This window comes from Bordetella sp. 2513F2, from assembly GCF_054642735.1.
Window position 1 is genome coordinate 2332031 of sequence record NZ_CM137755.1, and the last position, 22454, is coordinate 2354484.

Annotated in this window: 20 protein-coding genes; 9 read left to right on the plus strand and 11 right to left on the minus strand. The window is 69.0% G+C overall.

The window, feature by feature from the left end; genetic code table 11:
- Positions 1 to 13 precede the first annotated feature (13 nt).
- Positions 14 to 982 carry an SDR family oxidoreductase gene (locus tag ACYBYQ_RS11005; RefSeq protein ID WP_459614232.1) on the minus strand — a complete coding sequence of 323 codons (969 nt, stop codon included), beginning with the start codon at positions 980 to 982 and terminating at the stop codon, positions 14 to 16.
- 171 nt (positions 983 to 1153) lie between these two features.
- On the minus strand, positions 1154 to 1753 hold the full coding sequence (locus ACYBYQ_RS11010) for a nitroreductase family protein (protein ID WP_459614233.1): 600 nt from the start codon (positions 1751 to 1753) through the stop codon (positions 1154 to 1156).
- Between the two features lie 140 nt (positions 1754 to 1893).
- On the opposite strand from ACYBYQ_RS11010, the gene ACYBYQ_RS11015 reads away from it, so the two are divergent.
- Positions 1894 to 2793, plus strand: coding sequence for a LysR substrate-binding domain-containing protein (locus ACYBYQ_RS11015; RefSeq protein WP_459614234.1), 900 nt, complete (start codon positions 1894 to 1896; stop codon positions 2791 to 2793).
- Between the two features lie 6 nt (positions 2794 to 2799).
- On the opposite strand, the gene ACYBYQ_RS11020 is transcribed toward ACYBYQ_RS11015, so the two are convergent.
- Both ACYBYQ_RS11020 and ACYBYQ_RS11025 read right to left on the minus strand, forming a co-directional pair.
- Positions 2800 to 4359, minus strand: coding sequence for a bifunctional aminoglycoside phosphotransferase/ATP-binding protein (locus tag ACYBYQ_RS11020; protein WP_459614235.1), 1560 nt, complete (start codon positions 4357 to 4359; stop codon positions 2800 to 2802).
- A gap of 52 nt (positions 4360 to 4411) precedes the next feature.
- On the minus strand, positions 4412 to 5215 hold the full coding sequence (locus ACYBYQ_RS11025; protein WP_459614236.1) for an NAD(P)H-dependent oxidoreductase: 804 nt from the start codon (positions 5213 to 5215) through the stop codon (positions 4412 to 4414).
- A gap of 85 nt (positions 5216 to 5300) precedes the next feature.
- Here ACYBYQ_RS11025 and ACYBYQ_RS11030 point away from each other — a divergent pair, with 85 nt between their 5' ends.
- The gene (locus ACYBYQ_RS11030) at positions 5301 to 6194 is read left to right on the plus strand and encodes a LysR family transcriptional regulator (RefSeq protein ID WP_459614237.1); all 894 of its coding nucleotides are present in this window, start codon (positions 5301 to 5303) and stop codon (positions 6192 to 6194) included.
- A gap of 144 nt (positions 6195 to 6338) precedes the next feature.
- Here ACYBYQ_RS11030 and ACYBYQ_RS11035 read toward each other — a convergent pair whose 3' ends face one another.
- On the minus strand, positions 6339 to 7217 hold the full coding sequence (locus ACYBYQ_RS11035) for an aldo/keto reductase family oxidoreductase (RefSeq protein ID WP_459614238.1): 879 nt from the start codon (positions 7215 to 7217) through the stop codon (positions 6339 to 6341).
- Positions 7218 to 7313: 96 nt separating this feature from the next.
- Between ACYBYQ_RS11035 and ACYBYQ_RS11040 the strand changes: the two genes are divergently transcribed.
- The 5 genes from ACYBYQ_RS11040 to ACYBYQ_RS11060 all read left to right on the plus strand — a co-directional run bounded on the left by ACYBYQ_RS11040 (position 7314) and on the right by ACYBYQ_RS11060 (position 12242).
- A complete protein-coding gene (locus ACYBYQ_RS11040) occupies positions 7314 to 8231 on the plus strand; it encodes a LysR family transcriptional regulator (RefSeq protein ID WP_459614239.1) in 918 nt (305 codons plus the stop codon).
- Between the two features lie 198 nt (positions 8232 to 8429).
- Positions 8430 to 9320, plus strand: a complete 891-nt coding sequence (locus tag ACYBYQ_RS11045; protein WP_459614240.1) for an ABC transporter substrate-binding protein — start codon at positions 8430 to 8432, stop codon at positions 9318 to 9320.
- A complete protein-coding gene (locus ACYBYQ_RS11050) occupies positions 9320 to 10321 on the plus strand; it encodes a FecCD family ABC transporter permease (RefSeq protein ID WP_459614241.1) in 1002 nt (333 codons plus the stop codon). The genes ACYBYQ_RS11045 and ACYBYQ_RS11050 overlap by 1 nt, the downstream gene beginning before the upstream one ends.
- Positions 10322 to 10326: 5 nt before the next feature.
- Positions 10327 to 11388 (plus strand): FecCD family ABC transporter permease, encoded by a 1062-nt coding sequence (locus ACYBYQ_RS11055; protein ID WP_459614242.1) that lies wholly within the window; start codon positions 10327 to 10329, stop codon positions 11386 to 11388.
- Positions 11385 to 12242, plus strand: a complete 858-nt coding sequence (locus tag ACYBYQ_RS11060) for an ABC transporter ATP-binding protein (protein ID WP_459614243.1) — start codon at positions 11385 to 11387, stop codon at positions 12240 to 12242. The genes ACYBYQ_RS11055 and ACYBYQ_RS11060 overlap by 4 nt, the downstream gene beginning before the upstream one ends.
- A 33-nt stretch (positions 12243 to 12275) precedes the next feature.
- On the opposite strand, the gene ACYBYQ_RS11065 is transcribed toward ACYBYQ_RS11060, so the two are convergent.
- Positions 12276 to 13031 (minus strand): SDR family oxidoreductase, encoded by a 756-nt coding sequence (locus ACYBYQ_RS11065; RefSeq protein ID WP_459614244.1) that lies wholly within the window; start codon positions 13029 to 13031, stop codon positions 12276 to 12278.
- Between the two features lie 163 nt (positions 13032 to 13194).
- Here ACYBYQ_RS11065 and ACYBYQ_RS11070 point away from each other — a divergent pair, with 163 nt between their 5' ends.
- Positions 13195 to 14088, plus strand: a complete 894-nt coding sequence (locus ACYBYQ_RS11070; protein WP_459614245.1) for an AraC family transcriptional regulator — start codon at positions 13195 to 13197, stop codon at positions 14086 to 14088.
- Between the two features lie 57 nt (positions 14089 to 14145).
- Here ACYBYQ_RS11070 and ACYBYQ_RS11075 read toward each other — a convergent pair whose 3' ends face one another.
- Positions 14146 to 14826, minus strand: coding sequence for a TetR/AcrR family transcriptional regulator (locus ACYBYQ_RS11075; protein ID WP_459614246.1), 681 nt, complete (start codon positions 14824 to 14826; stop codon positions 14146 to 14148).
- A gap of 341 nt (positions 14827 to 15167) precedes the next feature.
- Between ACYBYQ_RS11075 and ACYBYQ_RS11080 the strand changes: the two genes are divergently transcribed.
- Positions 15168 to 17540 carry an AI-2E family transporter gene (locus tag ACYBYQ_RS11080; RefSeq protein WP_459614247.1) on the plus strand — a complete coding sequence of 791 codons (2373 nt, stop codon included), beginning with the start codon at positions 15168 to 15170 and terminating at the stop codon, positions 17538 to 17540.
- Positions 17541 to 17563: 23 nt separating this feature from the next.
- Here ACYBYQ_RS11080 and glgX read toward each other — a convergent pair whose 3' ends face one another.
- The 4 genes from glgX to ACYBYQ_RS11100 all read right to left on the minus strand — a co-directional run bounded on the left by glgX (position 17564) and on the right by ACYBYQ_RS11100 (position 22386).
- Positions 17564 to 19753, minus strand: coding sequence for a glycogen debranching protein GlgX (gene glgX / locus ACYBYQ_RS11085; RefSeq protein ID WP_459614248.1), 2190 nt, complete (start codon positions 19751 to 19753; stop codon positions 17564 to 17566).
- A gap of 203 nt (positions 19754 to 19956) precedes the next feature.
- Positions 19957 to 20355, minus strand: a complete 399-nt coding sequence (locus tag ACYBYQ_RS11090; RefSeq protein WP_459614249.1) for a nuclear transport factor 2 family protein — start codon at positions 20353 to 20355, stop codon at positions 19957 to 19959.
- Positions 20356 to 20402: 47 nt separating this feature from the next.
- Entirely contained in the window at positions 20403 to 21422 is a 1020-nt protein-coding gene (locus ACYBYQ_RS11095; protein ID WP_459614250.1) for an NADP-dependent oxidoreductase, read from the minus strand.
- 181 nt (positions 21423 to 21603) lie between these two features.
- Entirely contained in the window at positions 21604 to 22386 is a 783-nt protein-coding gene (locus ACYBYQ_RS11100) for an AraC family transcriptional regulator (protein WP_459614251.1), read from the minus strand.
- Between the last annotated feature and the right edge of the window lie 68 nt (positions 22387 to 22454).

Below are 22454 nucleotides of genomic sequence, written 5' to 3' on the forward strand. Positions count from 1 at the left end.
CCTCGTGCGCCGTTCAGCGGCGCAGCTTCTGCCACATCAGCATGCCGAGAAAGCCGGCGCCGGCCAGCAGCCCCACCTCGCGCAGCGGCCCGCGGCCGGCGCGCCATCCCCCGTCGATGCGCCCCGGCTCGCCCGAAACGGGCGCATGGAGCGTCCCGTCGGTGATGGGCGCGGGTTCGGCTCGGCGGAAGTAGGCTTCGAAGGCCAGCGCCAGGGCCACACGCAGCAGGGGTGGCGCCACGCCGTTGGCCACGCGCGCCAGGCCAGCCACCGCCCCCACCGTGACGGCGCGCCGCCGCCGTGCCACGGCGTCATGGATGGCCCGTGCCACCTGCCGCGCGTCATACAGCGGGCCCGGCGGCCGCAATTGCCGTCCGGTGTAGTTGGCGCCGTGCGCAAAGCCCGGCGTGTCCACCACGGAAGGGAATACGTCGCAGATGTGGATATCGGGCCAGTCGTGCAATTCTCCGCGCAGCGCCTCGGAATAGCCCCGCAGGCCATACTTGCTGGCGGTGTACGCCACCGCATAGGGCGTGGGCGCCCATGCCCCCAGCGACAGCACGTTGACCAGCACGCCGCGCCCCTGTCTCTTGAAGTACGGCAGCACGGCGTGCGCGCCGTACAGGTAGCCCAGCAGGTTGACCTGCACCACCTGCCGGTGCGCCGCCACCGGCGTCTCGTCGAAGGGCCCCACGGCGCCCACGCCCGCGTTGTTGATCCATATGTCGATCCGGCCGTTGCCGAACTCCGCCGCCCGCGCCGCCAATGCCGCCACCTCGGCCGGGTCGGTGACGTCGGTGGGCACGGCGCACACCTGCGCACCGAACCGCCGGCACATCTGCGCGGCGCTCTCCAGCTTGTCGATGCCCCGGGCCGCCAGGACCAGGCGTGCCCCTTCGGCGGCGTAACGTTCCGCCGTGGCGCGGCCGATGCCGCTGGACGCGCCCGTGATGACGACGGTGATTTCTCGGGTGTGGCTCATGGCGGCGCTCTCCGGAAGACCAGGCCGGAAAGGCGCGCAAGCTGCGTGCCTGCAATGCCGGGAGACGCGCCGGACGCGCGGCCCGGCAAGAATTGCACGATGGTGTAGAGGCGATGCGGGAGCCGCCCCGCATCGCACCGGCCGGCCGCGCCCTGGCGCGCGGCGTAGACCTCAGCCGGCTACGCGGAAGCGCTCGGCGTCATCCATGAAGGCCTTCTCGCCGAAAGCCGCTTCATTCGAACCGAACGGCATCTGCGCACGCAGCTTCCACGACGCCGGAATGTTCCAGGTCTGCGCCACGACGCCGTCGATCAGCGGGTTGTAGTGCTGCAGGCTGGCCCCGACGCCGGCGTTGGCCAGCGTGCTCCAGACCGACAGTTGCGCCATGCCGCCGGCCTGCTCCGACCAGACGGGAAAATTGTCTGCATACAGCGCGAACTTCTCCTGCAGGCCCTTCACCACGTCCTGGTCTTCGAAGAACAGCACGGTGCCCACGCCGGCGGCGAAGCTCTTGAGCTTGGCCTCGGTCTTTTCGAAGCCCTCGGCGGGCGCCACCTTGCGCACTTCCTCCACGGCCAACTCCCAGAGCTTCTCGCTCTCGGCGCCGAAGAGCACCAGCGCCCGCGAGCTCTGGGAGTTGAACGAGGACGGCGAATGCTTGATCGCTTCCTGGATCAGGGTCGTGAGTTCCTCCTTGGAGAGAGGCACGTTGCGGCCCAGGGCGTATTGGGTGCGGCGCTTCTTCAGCGCGTCGAGATAGGCATTGCTCATGAATGTGACCTTCTGGCGAATGAACGGGTAAGGCGCGACGATTCTACCGCCGCCATCGTGCAGCGCACAATGGCGGCGGAAAGGTTTTCCTTTGCACATCCGTGGTTTATAGTCCAAGCACTCTTGATCGGGGCTCAAATATGCAGACCACGCTGGACGAACTCTGCACTTTCATCGTGGTCGTGGACGCCGGCTCGATCTCGCGCGCGGCGGAACACCTGGGCCAGACGGTGTCGGGCACCAGCCGCACGCTGGCGCGGCTGGAGGAAAAGCTGGGCACCACCCTGCTGCGGCGCACCACCCGGCGGCTGGAACTCACCGAGGAGGGCCGGGCCCTGCTGGAACGGGCGCGGCGCATCGTGGCCTCGGTGGAGGAAGCCGAGGAGTACATGGCGGCGCGCCGCGAACACCCGGCAGGCCGGCTGCGCGTGGACGCGGCGACGCCCTTCATGCTGCACGTCATCGTCCCGGTGGTGCCGGCCTATCGCGCGCGCTATCCCGACGTGGAGCTGGAGCTGGTCAGCAACGAGGGCTACACCGACCTGATCGAGCGCCGCACCGACGTGGCGCTGCGGATCGGCCGGCTCAAGGACTCCACCCTGCATGCCCGCCCCATGGGCAGCAGCCGTCGCCGCGTGCTGGCCAGCCCCGACTACCTGGCCGCCCACGGCAAGCCGCGCAGCGTCGAGGACCTGGCCGGCCATGCATTGCTGGGCTTCACCGAGCCCGAATCGCTGAACGAATGGCCGCTGCGCGCCGCCGATGGCGCTGCCCTGCACGTGCAGCCGCACATACGCTGCGCGAGCGGCGAGACGCTGCGCCAGCTGGCGCTCGCCGGCGCCGGCATCGTCTGCCTGTCGGATTTCATGAGCTGCAACGACCGCGAGGCCGGCAGGCTGGTGGAGCTGCTGCCGCGCCTTACGCAGGACGATCGCCAGCCCATCCATGCCGTGTACTACCGCAACACGGCCTTGTCGCTGCGCATCACCTCCTTCCTGGATTTCCTCGGCGAGGCCATGCAGCGGCAAGGCTGGCTGTAAGCGCGGCTACGGCCTGCCGATGGCCCGGCGCGCATGCGCCAGGGTGTCGGCAATGGCGCCGCCGGCATCCACCTTCTCCCAGCCGGTGTCGTCCTGCGCTTCCTCCGCCCGCACCAACTGCGCGCGCAACACCGCCTCGGTGGCATCCGAGGGATCGTTGCGGCGCGAGCGCACACGCTCGGCCAGGCGCTCGGGATCGGCCTGCAGCCAGAGCCCCTGGAACGGCACGCCTGCGGCCTGCGCCGCGCCCGCGATGCGCTCGCGCGCCTGCGCCCGGTCGAACACGGCATCGGCCACCACGGCCGAACCCGCGCGCAGCGCCGCGCGCGCCTCCCGCGCCTGTGCAGCGTATACGCGCTCGGACATGTCGGGCCGGTAGGCCGATTCAGGCAGGCGCTCCAGGGGATCCACCTTGTGCATGCGCTTGCGTATGCGGTCGCTCGACAGCACGCGCGCGCCCGGCACCTGCCCCAGCCCCGGCGCCAGTCCCGCCGCGACGGTGGACTTGCCGCTGCCGCTGAACCCTCCCACCGCCACCAGCACCGGCGCCGCCGGCTGCAGCATGGCCAGCGCGGCCTCCAGCAGATGATGCGCCTCGCCCGCGAATTCGCGCGTCTCCTCTCCCTGCGCCTGCGATGCCCGGCCGCCTGCGATGTGGGCGCGGATGGCGGCGCGCAGTGCCATGAACGGCGGCAGCAGCGGCAGCCCGTCGGCCTGCCCTGCCTCGTCGAGGTAGCGGTTGAAAGCCGCGTTGGCCTGCTCGCGCAGCCCCTGCTGCCACAGGTCCATGAGCAGGAACGCCAGGTCGTAGAGCACGTCGGTGGTGGCCAGTTCCTCATCGAATTCGAGGCAGTCGAAAAGCGTAGGCACGCCGTCGAGCAGGCACAGGTTGCCCAGGTGCAGATCGCCATGGCAGCGGCGCACCTCGCCGCGCGCGGCCCGGGCATCGAGGAGCGCCGCATGGCGGTCGAAGGCCAGGCGCAGCGCCCGCACCAGTACGGCCACTTCGGCACGCGGCAATGCATCCGCCGCCACCAGGCTCTCGACGGCTCCCTCCAGCACGTGCTGGATCGATGCCGCGCCGTCGCGGCGCCGCACCACCGGCGCCGCGGCGTGGAAGCGTGCCACCCTGACGGCAGCGTCGCCCGCCAGCGCAGGCGTGAGCAGCCCCTGGCGGGCCAGGTTCTCGAACAGGCCGGCTTCGTCGAAGCGCGCCATCTCGAGCACCGCGTCGACCAGTTCGCCCTTCCCGTCCAGCGCCAGCGAGCCGTCGGCCTCACGCGTGACGCGGTGCACCGTGCGGTAGATGGCGGGCGCGGTGCGGCGGTTCAGTGCGAGTTCGCGGCGGCAGACGCGCAGCCGGATTTCCGGCGTGGAGAAGTCCAGGTACGGCAGGCGTACGGCGCGCTTGAGCTTGAAGACCCGCTGGCCCGCCATGGCGATCACGGAGATATGGGTGCGCCGGGACGTGACGCCACCCGGTTCGCCGCCGAGCATGTGCGGGCCGCACAGCCAGTCCAGCACCTCTTCCTGCGCGCGCTCCGTATCCGTGCCATGCCCCGCCATGCCCGTTCTCCCGAAAGGCGATGGCATAGCGTGGCGCACGGCGGATGCGCGGTCAAGCCGTCGACGCGGCCTCGCCCGGGTCCGTCGCGTGGATCCGTACGCCGTACTCGCCCGGCGCCAGGTCGGCGCGCAAGGTGAGCGCGGGAATCTCGTAGGCGCCGCCATTCTGCGGGCGGTAGGCAATGGGCGGCGTCTCGCGCAGGGTGTCGAGACGCCGCTCGAGTTCCGTGCAGATCTGGCGGTAGCGCCCGGCATCGATGCGGCCGGTGCGATACACCACGAAAGGCGGCAGCACCTCGATGCCCGGGTAGTACAGGATGCCGTGGTGTATGGGGAACAGCAGCTCGTCGATCGGGCCGTTGATGCCGCGCGGGCCGTAGTGCGACTCCCAGCCGCCGGCGGTCACCACCAGCATGGCCCGCTTGCCGGCCAGCATGCCCTCGCCATAGCGGTCGCCCCAGCGCGCGTCCGAATGCTCTCCCACCCCGTAGGCAAAGCCATACGCGTAGACCCGCTCCACCCAGCCCTTCATGATGGCGGGCATGGAGAACCACCACATCGGGAACTGGAATATCACCGCGTCGGCCCAGCGCAGCTTGTCCTGCTCGCGCGCGATGTCGGGCGCCTGGGTGCCGGTCTCGTAGGCATGCCGGGAGTCCAGCGAAGGATCGAAACGGGCGTCGGGCTGGCGATCCAGGCAGTCGGCCGCGTCGAGCACCGCTTTCCAGTTCATCGCGTACAGGTCCGATACCTGCACGGCATGGCCCGCCGCCTGCAGGTGCTGCACAGCATGGTTCTTCAGGGCGCCATTCAGCGAACGGGGTTCGGGATGGGCGTAGACGATCAATACATTCATCGAGGCAGCTCCAGAGAGGATTGCCGCCAGCTTAGGCCTCGCCACACTATAGTAGAAATGGATTATGCTTATTCCAGGTATAGATATGGACGATTTGAAGCGGATCGATCTCAATCTGCTGCGTACCCTGGACGTACTGCTGGCCGAGCAGAACGTCACCCGGGCAGCCCGGCGGCTGAATCTCTCGCAACCCTCCGTCAGCGCCCAGCTGGCACGGCTGCGCGAACTCCTGGGCGATCCCCTGCTGCTTCCCGGCCCGCGCGGCATGCGGCCCACGGCCCGCGCCGAGGCGCTGCGCGCCCCGCTGCACCAGGCGCTCGAGGCGCTGGCGCAGGCGGTGGCCCCCGCCGATACGTTCGACGCCGCCCGCGCCACGCATACCTGGCGCATCATGGCGTCCGACTACGCGGAATCCACCATCGTGCGCCCGGCGTTGCCCCTGCTGCGCGCCGGGGCGCCCCACACGCGGCTGGCGGTACTGGAGCTGGCTCCTGCCCGGATACACCGGCAGGCGGAACAGGGCGAAGTCGACCTGGTGCTGCACACCAGCCACGATGCCCCGCCCGGGCTCAGGCGCCGGCCCTTGTTCACCGAGCGTTATGTGCTGGTGGGCCGGGCGGGCCACCCCCGCCTGCGGCGCCGGCCCACGGCGGCCCAGTTCTGCCGGCTGGAGCACGTGCTGGTGTCTCCCGACGGCGGCGGCTTCCACGGCATGACGGACGCCGCCCTGGCCGCGCTGGGCCTGCAGCGCCGCGTGGTGCTGTCGGTGCCGCACTTCCTCTTCGCGCTGTCGGCCGTGGCCTCCACCGACCTCGTGGCCATGCTGCCGGAACGCCTGGCGCGCGGCTTTCCGGGGCTGCAGACGGTGCAGGCGCCGCTGGAAGTGCCCGGCTACGAGATGTCCATGCTGTGGCACGAGCGCGTGCACCGCGATCCCGCGCATCGCTGGCTGCGTGAATGCGTGGCGGGCGCCGTCTGAAACCGTCTACGGCGCGCCGGTGACGGATACGCGCCGGCTCATCCACCGTTCGGCGTGGCCTCTCCCCGCGCGGGCCGCATGGGTGGTGGAGCAACTGCGCATGCCCGGTCCCGACGGACACGGGCAGGCCGCTGCGATTCAGATTCAGTCCGGCGCCCGCACCATGTCGAGTTCGGCAAGCGCGTCCGGGGGCAGCACCAGCCGCGCCGCGGCCAGGTTTTCCTGCAGATGGCCCAGGCTGGACGTGCCCGGAATCAGCAGGATGTTGGGCGCCCTGGCCAGCAGCCAGGCCAGCGCCACCTGCATCGGCGTGGCGCCCAGGCGCGCCGCCACCTGGGCCAGGCGTTCCGACTGCAGCGGCGAGAAGCCGCCCAGCGGGAAGAAAGGCACATACGCGATGCCCTGCCTCGCCAGTTCGTCGACGAAGGCATCGTCGGCGCGGTGCACCAGGTTGAAGTGGTTCTGCACGCACACGACGTCGGCGATCCCCTGGGCCTGGGCCAACTGCGCCGGCGTGGCATTGCTCAGGCCCAGGTGCCGTATCAAGCCCTCCTGCTGCATTTGCGCCAGTGCCGTGAACGGCGCTTCGATGGAGCCTTCGGCGGGCGCATGCACGTTGCCCATGATGCGCAGGTTCACCACATCGAGCGCGTCCAGGCCCAGGTTGCGCAGATTGTCGTGCACGGCGCTGCGCAGTTCGGCCGGACTCTGCGCCGGATTCCAGGAGGCATCGGCACCCCGCAGCGCGCCGACCTTGGTCACGATGACGAGGTTCTCCGGGTAGGGATGCAAGGCCTCGCGTATCAGCCGGTTGGTGACGTGCGGGCCGTAGAAGTCGCTCGTGTCGATATGGTCCACGCCTGCGTCCACCGCGGCGCGCAGCACCGCGATGGCGGCCTGGCTGTCTTTGGGCGGGCCGAATACGCCGGGCCCCGCCAGTTGCATGGCGCCGTAGCCCATGCGGGTCACGTCCAGGCTGCCCAGGGAATAGCGTCCGGATGGGCTCAAGTCGATGGTGGTCATGGCAGTTCCCGATAGATGAAGAGACGCCAGGATAGGCCGGCCTTCATTGACGGACAATCTGGTACAGTCCGAACAACTTGTACGGAATACAGCACAATGCAGCCCTTGCCCGACCTTCATGCCCTGCTTGCGGTCATCCAGGCCGGCGGGTTCCGCGAGGCAGCCCGCGCCACCGGCAGCTCGGCCTCCACGCTCAGCGAGGCGGTACGGCGCCTGGAAGCCGCATTGGGAGTACGCCTGCTGCATCGCACCACGCGCAGTGTTGCGCCCACCGAGGCCGGCGCACAACTGGCCGGGCGCCTCGCGCCCGCGCTGGACGAGATCCAGACCGCGCTCGACATGGTGAACCGCTTCCGCGACAGGCCGGCGGGCACCCTGCGGCTCAATGTGCCGCTCAGCGCGGCACGCCTGGTGCTGGCCCCCCTCATCACCCCCTTCCTGCAGACCTACCCGGACATCAAGCTCGAGATCATCATCGAAGAGAGCTTCGTGGACCTGATCGCGGCGGGCTGCGACGCGGGCATACGCTACGAGGAACGGCTGGAGCAGGACATGATCGCCGTGCCGATCGGCCCGCGGGTCCAGCGTTTCGCCACCGCGGCGTCCCCTGCGTACCTGGACGCCCACGGCAGGCCCGCGCATCCGCATGACCTGCTGCGGCATGCCTGCCTGCGGGGCCAGTTTCCCAGCGGTGCAGTCCCCGCCTGGGAATACGAGCGCGACGGCGAAACCGTGCGCATCGACCCGCGCGGCCCGCTGCTGGTGCGCCTGGGCGCCGGCGCCGACCTGGCCGTGCAGGCCGCCGTGGCCGGGCTGGGCATCATCCAGATTTTCGAGGACTGGCTCGCGCCCCACCTGCAAAGCGGCGCGCTCGAACCGGTGCTGGAGCCGTGGTGGCCCAGCTTCAGCGGCCCCTTTCTCTACTATCCCGGGCGCCGGCACCTGCCCTCGCCGCTGCGGGCCTTCATCGATTTCGTGCGCGCCCGCGGCGGGCACGAAACGCCGGCCTCATGACGATTTCGTAATCGACTGCAATCGTCCTGTCGGGCACCCCCGCTGTGATCGAATGTAAACTGGCGTTCAAATACAACTGATTCTTAGTCATGGACGCCGCGTCCGCGCGCCTGTCCAGGTTCCGCGGCCCCCGGGGCGCCGCGCTTCACGAGGAAATCGATGCACCCAGTCCGTTCCCTGTCCGTACGCCGTCTCTGCATGCAAGCCTCCGTCCTGCTGGCGGGCCTCACCCTGGCCGCCGGCGCGTTGGCCGCCGATCGCACCATCGAAACCGCCCACGGCGCCCTGCAGCTGCAGGGCACGCCGCAGCGTGTGGTGACCCTGGGCGAGAACGCCCTGGATGCCAGCATCGCGCTGGGCGTCAAGCCCGTCGGGGCGCTGGCCAGCCGCGGCGGCACCGACATTCCCGACTACCTCAAGAGCAAGGGCGGCGCCATCGCCCTGGTGGGCACCGTGCGCGAGCCCAGCCTCGAATCCATTCTTGCCCTGCAACCCGACCTCATCCTCGCCGCGGCCGGCTTGCCCAAGGAAATGTACGAAAAGCTCAGCCTGATCGCGCCCACCGTGGTGCCCGCCGGCACCAACTTCGAACCGTGGGAAGACACGCTGCGCCTGTACGGCAAGGCGCTGGACAAGTCCGACGAAGCCGAGAAGCGCATCGCCGAGGTCGAGGCCCGCGTCGCCGACCTGCGCAAGCGCATGCCCGCCGACACCACCGTCTCGGTAGTGCGCTGGATGCCGCAAGGCGCGATGATGATGTCCAGCCATCTGTTCGTCGGCCAGTTGCTGCAGAAGCTCGGCCTGCAGCCCAACGCGCTTGCCGCGAGCATCACCGAACGTCCCCACAGCGATATCCTCAGCCTCGAGAACCTCGCCAAGGCCGACGCCGACTGGATCTTCCTGGCCACCCTCAACCCCGATGGCCGCAAGGCCCTCGAAGAAGCCCGCAAGCAGCCCGCCTTCCAGCGCCTGAAGGCGGCGCAGGCCGGACACGTGGTCAGCGTCGACGGACAGATCTGGAGCAGCAGCTCGGGCTACCTCGCCGCGATGCACATACTCGACGACACGGAGAAGGCGCTGGCGAAGTAATGGCCTCCGTGCAACGCATGCCCTGGAAGGCACTGGGTCTTTCGGCCCTGTGCCTTCTGCTTTTGTGTCTGGCCAGCCTGCTGGTCGGTGCGGGCGACGCCGGCCCCCGCGACAGCCTGGCCGTGCTGCTGGGCGGCGGCGACGCCGACGCCCGCTTCGCCGTCTTCCAGCTGCGCTGGATGCGCACCGAACTGGCACTGCTGGTCGGCATCTCGCTGGGCGTGGCGGGGCTGCTCATGCAGGCCGTCACGCGCAATCCGCTGGCCGAGCCCGGCCTGCTGGGGGTCAGCGCCGGCTCGTCCTTCGCCGTGGTGCTGGGCATCCTGCTGGGCGCCTCGGCGGCCACCATGCATCTCTGGGTGGCCTTTGCCGGCGCGCTGGCGGGCTGCCTGCTGGTCATGCTGGTCATGCGCATGCGCGGCGTGGGAGACGACCCGGTGCGCCTGGTGCTGGCCGGCGCGGCGTTCTCCGGCCTGCTGACGGCAGGCAGCAGCATGATCCTGCTGGCCGACCAGCGCACCGCCGACGAAGTCCGCTTCTGGGTGGTGGGCGGACTGGCCGGGCGCCCGCTGGAAACCTTCGGCTGGACCCTGCCCGGCCTGGTGCTGGGCATGCTGGTCACGCTGCCGCTGGTCCGCGCGCTGGCCGCGCTGGCCCTGGGCGAGCACGTGGCCAAGGGCCTGGGACACCACCCGCAGCTGGTGCGCCTCGCTACCCTGCTGGCGGTGGCCCTGCTGGTGGGCACGGCCAACGCCGCGGCCGGCCCCATCGCGTTCCTGGGCCTGATCGTGCCCTACATCGCGCGGCGCCTGGCCGGCACCGACATCCGCCGCCTGCTGGGCCTGTGCGTGCTGCTCGGGCCATGCGTGCTGCTGCTGGCCGACATCGTCTCGCGCCTGGTGGTGCGGCCCTACGAACTGCCGGTCGGCGTGCTGACCGCGTTCATCGGCGCGCCCATCCTCATCGCCGTGGTGCGCACCCATCGCCTGCCCAGCCTGTGATCCCGATGCATAACGCCGTCTCCACCCACCGCCCCCATGGCTATCTCGTGCTGCGCGCCGGGAAGCTCTCGGTGCTGCTGCATCGCCGCAGCACCTGGGTGTTCGCACTGTTGTCGCTGGCGCTGCTCGGCGCCGTGCTCTTCTGCCTGGGCGCCGGCGGCCCCCGCCCCCTGCCCTGGACAGACCTGGTCGCCACCGTGCTGGGCGGCGGCACGCCCATGCAGCGCCTGCTGGTCATGGAGCTGCGCCTGCCCCGCGTCCTGGCCGGCCTCTACAGCGGCGCGGCCCTGGGCGCGGCAGGCTGCCTCATGCAGACGCTGGCCCGCAACCGCCTCGCCACGCCGGGCATCGTGGGCATAGACAACGGCGCCACGGCCTTCGCGGTCGCCTCCATCGTTGCCGTCTCCACCAGCCTGGCGCCCTCGTCGCTGGCCCTGGCGGGCGCCGCCACCGCGGCGGCGCTGACTTTCGTGCTGGCGGCGGGCGCGGGTGCGCGAGGCTATCGCTTCATCGTGGTGGGCATCGGGGTGGGCGCCATCTTCGGGGCGCTCACCAACCTGATGCTGGCGCGTGCCGCCATCGACGCGGCCAACGCCGCCTACCCCTGGACGGTGGGCAGCCTCAATGCGCGCCCCAAGGCCACGGTGGCCCTGCTGGGCTACAGCCTGCCCGTGCTCCTGGCGCTGGGCCTGCTGCTCACGCGCAGCCTGGCGGCCATGCGCTTCTCCGACAGCGTGGCCACCGGCCTGGGGGTACGCCTGCAGGCCATGCGCATCGCCACGCTGGTCGTCACCGTGGGCCTTACCGCGCTGGCCGTGGCCGTGTGCGGCCCCGTCGGCCTGGTGGCGCTGATCGCCCCGGAGATCGCCCGCTACCTCGGCGGCCACCACGGGGTACCCGTCCTCAACGCGGCCCTGGCCGGCGCGCTGCTCACCGTGGTCGCCGACTGGGTCGGCCGCACTGTCCTCGCCCCCATCGAGATCCCGGTGGGTATCATCATGGCCATCATCGGGGGGCCTTACCTGCTGTGGATCATCCTGCGTCAATCGGCCCGGCAACGTCCATGACTACGACCATTCCTTCCCTGCTGTACAAATCGGCCGATACCCACGCCACCCTCGGCACCCGCGCCTTGCGCATGGGCTACGGGCAGCGGCTGATCATCGAATCGCTGGACCTGGCCATCCCCCCGGGCAGCGTCACCGCCATCGTCGGGCCCAACGGCTGCGGCAAATCGACCCTGCTCGCCGGCCTGGCGCGGCTGCAGAAGCCCCAGGGCGGCGCCGTGCTGCTGAACGGCAAGGCCGTCAACACCCTGCCCAGCCGCGAGGTGGCACGGCTGCTGGCCCTGCTGCCGCAGGACGCCAGCGCCCCCGACGGCCTGACCGTGGCCGAGCTGATACGCTTCGGCCGCCAGCCGCACCAGGGCCTTCTGCGCCAATGGAGCGACCACGACCAGGCCGTGGTGCAGGCAGCGCTCGAAGTGGCGGACCTCCGCGAGCTGGCCGACCGGCCGCTGGACTCCATGTCGGGCGGCCAGCGGCAGCGCGCCTGGATCGCCATGGCCATCGCGCAGGACACGCCCCTGCTGCTGCTCGACGAACCCACCTCTGCGCTGGATCTGGGGCACCAGATCGAGGTCTTCGAGCTCATCCGGCAACTGGCCCACGCTGGCAAGACCGTGGTGATGGTGGTGCACGACCTCTCCAGCGCCTGCCGCTACGCCGACCACCTGGTGGCCATGAACCACGGCCGCATCGTGGCCGAGGGCGCGCCGGCCGACATCGTCACGCCCCAACTGGTGGAAGCGCTCTACGGCGTGCGCTGCACCCTGCTGCGGGATCCGCACACGGGCACGCCCGTCATTGCCGGCGTGACGCTGGCGCGGGATGCGGCCGGGGAAACCGCCCCGGCCGGCTGAAGCCGTGTGCGCTGCGCCGGCCCGCCGCGCCCCTCAGATGGCCTGCCCGCCGGACACTTCCAGGCGCTGCGCGTTCACCCAGCGATGGTCTTCCGACAGCAGGCTGGCGATCATCGGGCCGATGTCGTCGGGCACGCCCACGCGGCCCAGGGCCGTCATCCCGGCAAACGTCTGGTTGAGGTCCGGCGTATCGCGCACGGCCCCGCCCAGGAAGTCCGTCTCGATCGCGCCCGGCGCCACCGTGTTGACCGCGATCCCGCGGCTGCCCAGTTCCTTGGCCATGTAGACGCTGAGCACTTCCACCGCCCCCTTTGCCGCGGCGTAGGCGGCGAAGCCCGGATACGACACCCGGGTCAGGCCCGACGACAGGTTCACGATACGGCCGCCGTCGGCCAGCAGCGGCAGCAATGCCTGCGTCAGGAAGAACACGCCCTTGAAGTGCACGTCCACCAGGGCGTCGAACTGCGCTTCGGTGGTGTCCGCGATCAGGGCCATGTCGCCATGGCCGGCATTGTTGACCAGATGGTCGAAGGTGTTGCGCTGCCATGTGTCCTGCAGGGCGGCGCCCAGGCGCCGCGCAAAATCGGGAAAACCGGCCACCTTGCCGGTGTCGAGCTGCAAGGCAATCGCCTTGCGCCCCATTGCCTGGATCTCCGACACCACGGCCCGGGCTTCGTCCTCGCCGCTGCGGTAGGTGACGACGACGTCGCCTCCCTTGCGGGCGATGCTCAGGGCGGTATTGCGGCCCAGTCCGCGGCTGGATCCGGTTACGATGGCGATCTTGGTCATGCTGGCACTCCTTTGCGTTAGGGGAAGAGAGGCACCCATTGTCGCCACGCGCCGGGCGCGCGTCGCTGCCGAAACCTGCACATCTCTAGCCCGATCCTCCAAATCCGCTGGCACACGCCGCGCCATCCGGTTAGGATCGCCTCATTCCGTCCAGGATCGGGCCATGATCGCCACCTCACTGCTCGACGCCGTACAGCGCCACGCGCAGGCGCATGCCAATGCCGCGGGCGTGGCCGCGACCCCGGTTGCGGGCCTCGCCACCGTGCGCGCCGACGCCCCCAGCGATCTGCAATACGCCATTTCCCGCCCCATGGTGTGCCTCGTGGTCCAGGGCACCAAGCAGGTCACCATGGGCAACCTCAGCTACACCTTCAGCGCTGGCGACTCGCTGCTGATCACGGCGGACGTGCCCACCGTGAGCCAGATCGTCCATGCCAGCCCGCTGCGGCCGTACTACTCCCTCGTGATGGAGCTGGACCTGGCATTGATCGCCGAACTGGCCATGGAGATGGGCGCCCCGTCCGGCGCGGGCCATGAAGCGCCGGTGAAGGTGGAGCCCACCGACGCCGAGGTGGCGGGCGCGGCGCTGCGCCTGCTGCAGTTGGTCGACCAGCCGGCGGCCCTGCCGGTGCTGCGCGCGCCGCGCGTGCGCGAACTGCATTACTGGCTGATGGCGGGCCGGCATGGCGCAGCCGTCCGCCGCCTCTGCTGGCCCGACGGCCATGCGCAGCGCATCGCGCGGGCCGTCGCCCTGCTGCGTGCGCAATACGCGCAGCCGCTGCGGGTGGAACAGCTCGCGGCAGCGGCCGGCATGAGCCCTTCGTCGTTCCACCATCATTTCCGCGCCATGACCTCGCTCTCGCCGTTGCAGTTCCAGAAGCAGTTGCGGCTGATCGAGGCCCGGCGGCTGATGCTGGCCGAAGGCCTGCCGGCCAGCAGCGCGGCCTTTGCCGTGGGATACGAGAGCGCCTCGCAATTCACGCGGGAATACCGCCGCATGTTCGGCCTGCCGCCGGGCCGGGAAACCAGCGAAGCGCGCAGGCTGGCGGCGGCGTGACACGTCCTCCCGGCGCGCCGGGCCTCATGGCCCCGAGCCCCCGGGACGCGGCTTGGGCTAAGCGCCCGTGCGGGCGTCCCAGCTGAGCATGGCCACGCGGGCCACGTCTTCCAGTTCGGCGCGGGTGGCGCCGTCGCGGGCCAGGATGGACATGCCGTACTGCACCGTCTGCACGAAACGGGCCAGCGCCGGGACGTCGAGGGAGGCCGGCAGCTCGCCCGCGGCGACAGCGCGGTCCAGGCGCGCCTTCAGCCGATCGAACGTCGCTTTCCGTGCCGACTTCACCCGTGCGCCGAGCTCGGCGTGGCCTTCGCTGCCCACCGACGACAGCGTCACCATGCAGCCATGCGGGATATCGGCCAGGCAGCCTGTGAGGGCCGCCGCCGAATCCCGCAGCAGCGCCTGCACCGCCGCGCGCGCCGTGTCGGCCGCAAGGAAATTGCGCCAGACCAGCCCCTCATAGTTGCGGCGGTAGTGATCCAGCGCCTCGGCATAGAGCGCCTCTTTCGAACCGAAGGCCGCATACAGGCTGGGCGAACCGATTCCCATCGCTTCCGTCAGGTCGGCGATGGAAGTGGCTTCGTAGCCCTTGGTCCAGAACAGGCGCGTGGCCTGCGCCAGCGCGGCTTCGCGGTCGAACGCGCGCGGGCGGCCACGGGCGCGCGGCCGGGTCGGCTGCGCATCCGGAAAGGCCTGCGTGGGAGTCTGCTGCGGGGCAGTCTGTATGGGCCGCTTCATGAGTTCATCGATCTCCACGGTTCAGGCCGCCACGATCTCCGTGCCGACCGCCGTCCATGCAAATTCGGAACCCGCACGGCAGGCCGGCTGTATCCCTTCCCGCCTGCATTTCCATATCGACCATTCCATAAAAAATGGATTATGAGCGCATGCCTGCCTGCCGGCAAGGCGCGTCCGCCCCGGCTGGCGGGCGGCAGCCAGGGCCGCCGCGCCCGATGCCGCCTCATCGCAGATACGCTTGCCCGGCCCACGGCAATATCTCCAGACTTTTTCTTGCACAAGCTCAGTGTCCCCTCGAGAGCGGACTTGATATCGTTTGCCGGAACGTCACGGAGTTCCGCATGCCGCCGAGACCCTGGAACGAGAACGACAGCGGGCCGCCCCCCGACAGGACGCCGTCGGACAGCATCCGGTTCGCGGCAAACCTGCTCAGTGCGGCGCTGATCATCGCCGGTCTCTACTACGGCCGCGACGTCCTCATTCCGCTGGGATTCGCCTTCCTCATCAGCTTTGCGCTCAGTCCCCTGGTGAGCTGGCTGGATCGCCTCCGCCTGCCTCGCGGCGTCTGTGTCGTCATGGTGATGACGGTGGTGGTGCTGGTCCTGGGAGGCCTCGGGCTGCTGCTCGGCACGCAGGTCCGCGCCCTGAGCCAGCAATTGCCGACCTACCAGTCCACCATGCAGGACAAGCTGGCCGACGTGCGTGCCAGCCTGCGTTCGCCCGGCGTGTTCGACCGCGCCCTGGACACGATCAGCTCGGTGCGCAAGGAAGTCGAGAGCGCCGCCCCGCCGCCGGCCGATGCGCCGCAGCGCGTCGCCGTGGTGCCGGCGCCGGCATCGCCGCTGCAGACCGCCGCCGACTGGCTCACCCCGGCGCTGGAGCCGCTCGCGACGCTGGGCATCGTCTTCGTCTTTGTCTTCATGGCCCTGTATGACCGCGGCGACCTGCGCGACCGGGCGCTGAGGATGTTCGGCGGCAACCTGCATCGCTCCACCGACGCGCTGGAAGAGACGGCCAGCCGCATCGGCAAGTACCTGCGCATGCAACTGCTGGTCAACCTCAGTTACGGCGTGCCGATGGCCCTGGGCCTGTGGCTGATCGGCGTGCCCGGCGCCCTGCTGTGGGGCACCGTGGCGGCCGTCATGCGGTTCGTGCCGTACATCGGGCCGATGATCTCCGCGGTATTTCCCATCGGGCTGGCATTCGCCGTGGATCCGGGATGGGACATGCTGTTGTGGACGATCGCGCTGATCGTCGTCCTCGAGCTCATCAGCAACAACATCGTGGAGCCCATGCTCTACGGCACCAGCACCGGCCTGTCGGCCATGTCATTGATCGCCGCCGCGACGTTCTGGACGGTGCTCTGGGGGCCCGTCGGCCTCATCCTGTCCACGCCGCTCACTGTCTGCATCCTGGTGACGGGCCGCTACCTGCCCCAATTGCAATTCCTGGAGACGCTGCTGGGATCGGCACCCGCCCTGGATACGCCCACGCGGCTCTATCAGCGCCTGATCGCGGACGACGCCTACGAAGCCATCGACATCGCCAATGCGGAAATCAAGAAGTCCTCGGTGAAGGACTTCTATCATCACATCGGGATCGAGGTGCTGCGCCTGGCCAGCCGGGAACACTTGCGCAGCGCCACCGCCGAACATCGCTGGCGCGTGGCCAGCGGCATGGAAAGGCTGCTCGACGACCTGCGCGAAGAATACCCGCCCGCGTCCGGGCACAATAACGGCCCTGCCGTCGTCTGCCTGGGCGGCAAATGGGAACTGGACGAGCTGGCATCGGAAATGCTCGCGCATGCCCTCGACACGGAAGGCATCCGGGCCGATTCCCGCCGGCTGCCCGCCATCACGGCCAAGGCCATCGACAGCCTGGCGCTGGACGGCGTCGGCATCGTCTGCCTGAGCTATTTCACGGCCAGCCCGCAGGCGCCGGCCCGTCACCTGTGCCGCCGACTGCGCCATCGATGGCCGCAGGTGCGGATCGTGCTCGCGTTATGGAACGCGCCGGCCGACCTGCTGGAGAGCCAGGGGCACGAGGCGCTCGGCGCCGACCAGCTCGTCACCACGGTGGACGAGGCCATTCTCCGCATAGAAGACATGATCAGCCCCGCCATGGCGCGGCAGGACGAAGCGCTGCCGGCCGGGCACGCCGGCCTGGACGAGACTGCGCTGGCTGCGACACAGATGCTCGAAGGCGGCATCCGGGAAGACCTGGACAGCCTGGCCAAGCGCGCGGCCGACGTCTTCGACGTGGGATTCGCCCTCATCGTGGTGGCCAGCGGTAACCGGGAACTCGTCGTCGGCCAGAACTGCCCGCTGCCGGAGAGCCTGCCGCGCAACGAGCACGACGCCGTCGCGCTGCCGCGGGGCGCAGCGTTCGGACAACCTGTGATCGCGGGCGGCGAAACATTGACGGTGCCCGACACCGGCCGGGATCCGCGTCTTGCCGATCATCCGGCCGTGCGCCTGTGGAATGCGCGCCTGTTTGCCGGCGCGCCGCTGCGCACTTCGGGAAACCGCATCTTCGGGGCCCTGTGCCTGTTCGACAAGGAACCGCGCACGCTGGACGAGGGCGCCGCCGAACTGCTGGAAAGCATGGCCCTGGATATCGCTGCCGTCATTACCGGGACGACGGACGAGCCCAGGCCGGCGCCGTCCCGCGAGGAGGAATCCTCGGCCACGGTGGGCCAGCGGGTGCCCGAATAACGGCCCCGCAGGCACGCACGGCGTCACGTGCCCGACGGCGGCTCGTCGACCAGTTCCTGCTCCAGGTTCTCCAGCACCTTGAGCGTCTGCCCCTTCGCCTGCAGCGAGAACAGCAGCAGCGAGCGCCCCGTCACCTGGTAGGTGTCGCCGGACTCGAAGCCGGGCAGTTCCGTGCGCACCGGCGCATTGGTATCGATCAGGCAGGTCCATTGATCGCTGCCCGGGATGTCGGGCAGCTTGAACTCGACCACGTCATGATGGCCGTTGAACACCAGCAGCAACGTGGCGTCGGAGGCCGGACGCCGGATGCCGGTGGCGCGCGCGCGCCCGTCGATCACCAGGCCGAAGCAGCGCATGCCCGGGTCAGACCATTGTTCCGGGGTGAGCTCCACGGCCGCCGGGCTGAGCCAGCGCACGTCGGCCACCTGCATGCCCTCATCGTAGTCGCCCGTCAGGAAGCGCCCCCGCCGCAGGACCGGCAGGGTATGGCGCAAGGTGGTGAGCTTGCGCACGAACTCGATCAACGCGCGCCCGTCGTCATCGATATCCCAGTCCACCCAGCTGATCTCGTTGTCCTGGCAGTACGCGTTGTTGTTGCCCTGCTGGGTGCGCCCGAACTCGTCGCCGGCCAGGATCATCGGCGTGCCCTGCGAAAACAGCAGCGTGGCCAGCAGGTTGCGCTTCTGGCGTTCGCGCAGGGCGCGGATGCCGGCATCGTCCGTCGGGCCTTCCGCGCCGCAGTTCCACGAACGGTTGTCCGAGTGCCCGTCCTTGTTGTCCTCGCCGTTGGCCTCGTTGTGCTTGTCGTTGTATGACACCAGGTCGTTCAGCGTGAAGCCGTCATGCGCGGTGATGAAGTTCACGCTGGCCCACGGCCGCCGGCCGCGGTGATTGAACTTGTCGGCCGAAGCCGTGATCCGGGTGGCCAGTTCTGCCGTCACGCCCTCCTCGCCCTTCCAGTACGCGCGCACGGTGTCGCGGAAGCGGTCGTTCCACTCGGCCCATCCGGGCGGGAATCCGCCCACCTGGTATCCGCCGGGGCCGCAGTCCCAGGGCTCGGCGATCAGCTTCACGCCGGACAATATGGGATCCTGCTGGCAGGCCTTCAGGAAGCCGCTGTCGTAGTCGAAGCCCTCCGGCTCGCGCGCGAGTATGGTGGCCAGATCGAAGCGGAACCCGTCCACGTTCATCTCCACCACCCAGTAGCGCAGGCTGTCCATCACCATCTGCAGCACGCGCGGATGCGAGAGATTCAGTGTATTGCCGGTGCCCGTGTCGTTGATGTAGTAGCGGCGCTGGTCCGGCATGAGGCGGTAGTACGAGGCATTGTCGATGCCGCGGAAAGACAGCGTCGCGCCCAGTTCGCTGCCTTCGGCCGTATGGTTGTAGACCACGTCCAGGATGACCTCCAGGTCGGCCTCGTGGAACCGGTCGATCATCTGCTTGAGTTCGTTGATGGCGCCCGGGCCCTGCGCGAAGAAGCGCGGATCGGGGGCAAAGAACCCGATGGTGTTGTATCCCCAGTAGTTCGTCAGGCCCTTGTCCAGCAGGTGGCTGTCGTTGATGAAGGCATGGATGGGCAGCAGTTCCACCGACGTGACGCCCAGATTCTTGATGTGCTCGATCACCGCCTGCTGGCCCAGGCCCTCGAATGTGCCGCGCAGGTGTTCCGGCACGGCGGGGTGCCGCCTGGTATAGCCGCGCACATGCGTCTCGTACACGATCGTGCTTTCCCACGGCACGCGTACCCTCGTGGGGTGCGTCCAGCTGAAGCTCTGGTCCACCACCTGGCACTTGGGCATGAAAGGCGCGCTGTCGCGTTCGTCGAAGCTCAGGTCGGCGTCTTCGGCGCCCAGGGTGTAGCCAAACACCGCCGGATCCCACTTCAGCTCGCCGACGTAGGCCTTGGCGTAAGGGTCCAGCAGCAGCTTGCTGGGGTTGAAGCGGTGGCCGTTCTCGGGATCGTAGGGGCCATGCACGCGGTAGCCGTATACCGTGCCGGGCTTGAGTCCGCCCACGTGCACATGCCAGATCTCGTCGGTGAACTCGGGCAGCGCGATGCGCTCGATTTCCTTTTCGCCTGCCTGGTCGAACAGACAGAGCTCCACCTTGGTGGCGTTGGCGGAAAACAGCGCGAAATTCACGCCGTTGCCGTCCCAGGTGGCGCCCAGGGGAAACGGCGAGCCTTCGGAAATGCGGGGCTGATCGGACATGAGCGGATATCCTCGGGAAATGGACCGCAGGGAAACAGGCAGGCGCGCGGCGCATCGCCACGCACGGCAGGAATCGCCGGACGACTGCTTCATTCTGGGGGGATTCGCCGTTTATGGACTTTTCCGTCTGTCACAGTCAGTGAGTGCCGGGCCTGCCCCTGCAACCACGGGCGCGCCACATCGGCCCCCGCGCCGGCCTTTTTTCAGCCGAAGACTTCGACGGCATGCATCGGGTCGGTGTACTCCTTCACCTGCACGATCTTGCCGTCACGCAGCGTGAAGAGCATGTGGTAGTCGTTCTCGTATATCTTGCCGCGCCTGGTGACGGCGTGCGAGCGCACTTCGGCAGCCACCCGGTTGCCCTCCGCGATCATGGCCAGGACATCCATCCTCAGGCCTCCGTCCAGCAAGGCATACAGCCCGTGCCAGACCCGCTCCATCTCGGCCTTCGACTTGACGCCGGCGCCGGAAAACAGATGCGGCTTGCCATTGACCCACCAGGTGGCGTCCTCGCCCATCATGTCGAGCACGTCATCGATGGCGGCACGCGCAAAGTGCCCGCAGAACACCACGACCGTACGCTTGTTTTCCTCGGTACTCATCGCATTTCTCCGATCGGTGGATGCCCGATGGCGCCGCCGCAAGCAACTCAAGCCCGGACAATCAGCTTCTTTCCGCTGTGGCTGCCGTCGAACAACGTGAGCAGCGTCTGAGGCAGCTTCTCGAATCCGTCGATGAACTCCTCGCCGTACTGGATCCTGCCCGCCGTGACCAGGGGCGTCATCTCGGCCAGGAACTCGGGAAGGGTGTCCATGACGTACGGAATCGCGAACGCCTTGATGTCGACGAACCGGTAGTGGATCAGGGTGATCAGCCTGGGAAGGTAGTTGGTGCCCTGGGGCAGCTCCGTGTCGCTGTAGTCTGCGATCGTGCCACAGAGGGTCATCTTGGCATCCCGGTTGAAATACTCCATCAGCACCGGGAAGATCGGGCCGCCCACATTCTCGAAGAACGAGTCGATGCCGTCGGGCAGCGCGCGCTCGACCTGCTGTGCGAAGTCGGCGGCCTTGTAGTCGATCGCCGCGTCCAGGCCGAGCTGGTTCTTGAGATAGGCAACCTTCGCCGGCCCGCCGGCCACGCCCACGACGCGATGCCCGCGCATCTTCATGAGCTGCGCCGCCATCGAACCCACCGAACCGGAAGCGCCGGTGACGACGAAGGTGCCGCCGGGCTTGAACGCATGAACCCTGGTGGTGCCATACCAGGCCGTGAACCCGGGCAGCCCCAGCGGACCCAGCGCGGTGGACAGCGGCGCCACAGCCGGATCGAGCTTGCGTAGATCGGTGCCATCCGAAATCGCATACTGCTGCCATCCCGACCAGGACTGGACATGATCGCCCACCGCGAAATCGGCGTTCCGGCTCTCCTCGACCACCGCAACAGTCGGCCCGCCCATGGGATCGCCGACGTCGATGGCCGGCCACTCCGACGAGCCGTTGCCCATGAGGTTGCGCTGGTATGGATCGATCGAGAACAAGGTATTCCGAAACAGCACCTCGCCTTCCTTCAGGGGCGGCAGCGCCTTCGTCGTCATTTCAAAATCGCTGAGCCCGGCCATGCCGTTGGGGCGGGCGGCCAGGACGATCTGCCGGTTTGACTTGCTTGCCATTTCATTCCTTTCGGGCCGCTGGCCGGGGTACGGGAGAACGGGAGAAGAACCCAGAGCGGCCTGTTCGAGGCCAAACGCGCCGCCCCACTATTTTGTATCGATCGGTACATAAATTCTGAGGGCATGGCCGGGCGAAGTCAATGGATTTATTTCGGTGCCTGTGCCGCCCGCCGCAGACGGCTCAACGCATCGAGGTATCCCGATACCGCCCCGGCGTCATGCCGAACACCCGCCGGAACAAGGCGATGAAGGCGCTCACGTTGTCGTAGCCCAGATCCAGCGCGACCGCCGTCACCGGCCGGCCCGTTGCCAGCAGCTCCAACGCCCGCAGCAGGCGCAGGCGCTGGCGCCATGCCGTGAAGCTGAACCCCGTCTCGGTCGCGAAGCGGCGCGACAGGGTGCGCGGCGCCATCCCGGCCCATTCCGCCCACGCTTCCATGCGCCGCCCGTCTTCCGGTCTTTCCGACAGCGCCTTGGCGATCCTGAGCAGGCGCGGGTCCTGCGGCATGGGCAAGCCCATCGCCACCGGCGGCAATGCGCGGATCTCGTCGAGTATCACGCCAGCCAGTCGCGACTGCGCTGCATCGCGCGCATTGCCCTCCCACGTCGCGGCCCGCAGCAACGCTTCACGCAGCAGGCCGGACACGGGCAACACGCGCGGCTCATCGGGCAAGCCCTCGCAGGCGCCGGCAACCACATAGGCGCTCCACCCCGCGAACGGGCCATGGGAACGCAGCCCATGCGGAACGCCGGGCGGAATCCACACCGCGTGCGTGGCCGGCACCACCCAGCGATGGTCCCCGGCGTCGACCGACAACAGCCCCTGTGCCGCGCCCAGCAACTGCCCGCGTGCATGGCGATGGCGGCGGGTCACGCGCACGGTGCCGGATTGCCGGGAAACGGCCACCAGGGGTGGACCATCGAGGGAGGAAGCCACGTCGGGCGAAATCAAGGGAATGGTCATGGCTGGCGTCAATGAACTATAGGATGGCCTTGATACGGTACCAGCGCCACGGCGGCACCGCTACGATG

Coding starts and splice junctions, on each gene's coding strand:
- ACYBYQ_RS11035 (WP_459614238.1), bottom strand. CDS start 7,217: ATGACCACCATCGACTTGAGCCCATCCGGACGCTATTCCCTGGGCAGC.
- ACYBYQ_RS11080 (WP_459614247.1), top strand. CDS start 15,168: ATGCCGCCGAGACCCTGGAACGAGAACGACAGCGGGCCGCCCCCCGAC.
- ACYBYQ_RS11020 (WP_459614235.1), bottom strand. CDS start 4,359: ATGGCGGGGCATGGCACGGATACGGAGCGCGCGCAGGAAGAGGTGCTG.
- ACYBYQ_RS11010 (WP_459614233.1), bottom strand. CDS start 1,753: ATGAGCAATGCCTATCTCGACGCGCTGAAGAAGCGCCGCACCCAATAC.
- ACYBYQ_RS11095 (WP_459614250.1), bottom strand. CDS start 21,422: ATGGCAAGCAAGTCAAACCGGCAGATCGTCCTGGCCGCCCGCCCCAAC.
- ACYBYQ_RS11045 (WP_459614240.1), top strand. CDS start 8,430: ATGCAAGCCTCCGTCCTGCTGGCGGGCCTCACCCTGGCCGCCGGCGCG.
- ACYBYQ_RS11060 (WP_459614243.1), top strand. CDS start 11,385: ATGACTACGACCATTCCTTCCCTGCTGTACAAATCGGCCGATACCCAC.
- ACYBYQ_RS11005 (WP_459614232.1), bottom strand. CDS start 982: ATGAGCCACACCCGAGAAATCACCGTCGTCATCACGGGCGCGTCCAGC.
- ACYBYQ_RS11030 (WP_459614237.1), top strand. CDS start 5,301: ATGGACGATTTGAAGCGGATCGATCTCAATCTGCTGCGTACCCTGGAC.
- ACYBYQ_RS11050 (WP_459614241.1), top strand. CDS start 9,320: ATGGCCTCCGTGCAACGCATGCCCTGGAAGGCACTGGGTCTTTCGGCC.
- ACYBYQ_RS11040 (WP_459614239.1), top strand. CDS start 7,314: ATGCAGCCCTTGCCCGACCTTCATGCCCTGCTTGCGGTCATCCAGGCC.
- ACYBYQ_RS11100 (WP_459614251.1), bottom strand. CDS start 22,386: ATGACCATTCCCTTGATTTCGCCCGACGTGGCTTCCTCCCTCGATGGT.
- ACYBYQ_RS11075 (WP_459614246.1), bottom strand. CDS start 14,826: ATGAAGCGGCCCATACAGACTGCCCCGCAGCAGACTCCCACGCAGGCC.
- ACYBYQ_RS11015 (WP_459614234.1), top strand. CDS start 1,894: ATGCAGACCACGCTGGACGAACTCTGCACTTTCATCGTGGTCGTGGAC.
- ACYBYQ_RS11055 (WP_459614242.1), top strand. CDS start 10,327: ATGCATAACGCCGTCTCCACCCACCGCCCCCATGGCTATCTCGTGCTG.
- ACYBYQ_RS11025 (WP_459614236.1), bottom strand. CDS start 5,215: ATGAATGTATTGATCGTCTACGCCCATCCCGAACCCCGTTCGCTGAAT.
- glgX (WP_459614248.1), bottom strand. CDS start 19,753: ATGTCCGATCAGCCCCGCATTTCCGAAGGCTCGCCGTTTCCCCTGGGC.
- ACYBYQ_RS11070 (WP_459614245.1), top strand. CDS start 13,195: ATGATCGCCACCTCACTGCTCGACGCCGTACAGCGCCACGCGCAGGCG.
- ACYBYQ_RS11065 (WP_459614244.1), bottom strand. CDS start 13,031: ATGACCAAGATCGCCATCGTAACCGGATCCAGCCGCGGACTGGGCCGC.
- ACYBYQ_RS11090 (WP_459614249.1), bottom strand. CDS start 20,355: ATGAGTACCGAGGAAAACAAGCGTACGGTCGTGGTGTTCTGCGGGCAC.